Genomic DNA, 910 nt, shown 5'->3' on the forward strand with positions numbered 1-910 from the left:
TGTTAGCCATTGCCGAAGAGCAGGCCCGCGCCAAAGGGCAAACCTTTCAAGCCAGCGTTCCCCTGGAGAGCTCCATCACGACGGATCCATTACTTTTGGGGCGGATCCTGCGGGAGTTGCTGCACAATGCCGTTAAATACACTCCGCCCCAGGGATCCATCCGCTTACAAATTGAAACGGAAAACCGCCAAAGCCATATCCAGGTCAGCAACAGCCAAGAGATCCCCTCTGAGGAGTTAACTCGCATTTTCGAGCGCTTTTACCGGATCCCTAAGAGTGATCCCTGGAAGGAAGGGGGCACCGGTCTAGGCTTGGCCCTAGTGAAGCAAATGGTGGATCAACTAAGGGGATCCATCGAGGTCAGCAGCGCCGCCGGCTGGACAACTTTCACGCTCCACCTGCCCCCTCTGCCCCAGTTTTAAAGGTTGAGCGGATCCCTGGGGACTCCTGCTTTGCGCTTGCGCTTTTCCAGGTTGGTTTCAAAGTAGCGATGGTTACGCAGATCTGGCAAGATTCCTGCCTCAGAAACTTAGCCCTTAAAGCGGCGCAGCGCCGATTTGATCCCTACCTTAGGGGTTCTCTCCCCCGGTACCTCTGCACAGCCCGTCTTATTGTAAGTTCTGTAGCAACAGATACGGAAATAGTTCCCAACACAGATGCTCATCTCGGCCAGAAGAGATAGAGGCTGAGTATTCTGAGGGTTGCTGTCGTATCCGGGATCTGGATTGGCCGCCAACCCAACCTTCTCAATCTGGTCACGCTGCCGAAGACGCGAGGCAGAGAGGATTTGTTGCAAGTAAGTTTCAATTCACAACTTTTTCTTAATAAGTGATTTCGGTTCTTGAGGATCTGGCTTACTTTGTTACCTGTAGAGTGTTCCTAGACAAAACCCTGACTCTAATACACATCT

1 protein-coding gene and 1 pseudogene are annotated in these 910 nt (G+C 52.3%); one reads left to right on the top strand and one right to left on the bottom strand.

The features are described from left to right. On the top strand, positions 1-422 hold a 422-nt coding region (locus NW838_RS04740), incomplete at its 5' end, for a sensor histidine kinase (protein WP_414427592.1). Here NW838_RS04740 and rpsU read toward each other — a convergent pair. Continuing rightward, positions 419-562: pseudogene (gene rpsU, locus NW838_RS04745) on the bottom strand (30S ribosomal protein S21). The gene NW838_RS04740 and the pseudogene rpsU sit on opposite strands and share 4 nt — an antisense overlap. Positions 563-910 lie beyond the last annotated feature (348 nt).

Origin of the sequence: Synechococcus sp. R55.2 (genome assembly GCF_047462075.1) — a bacterium.
Taxonomy (GTDB): domain Bacteria; phylum Cyanobacteriota; class Cyanobacteriia; order Thermostichales; family Thermostichaceae; genus Thermostichus.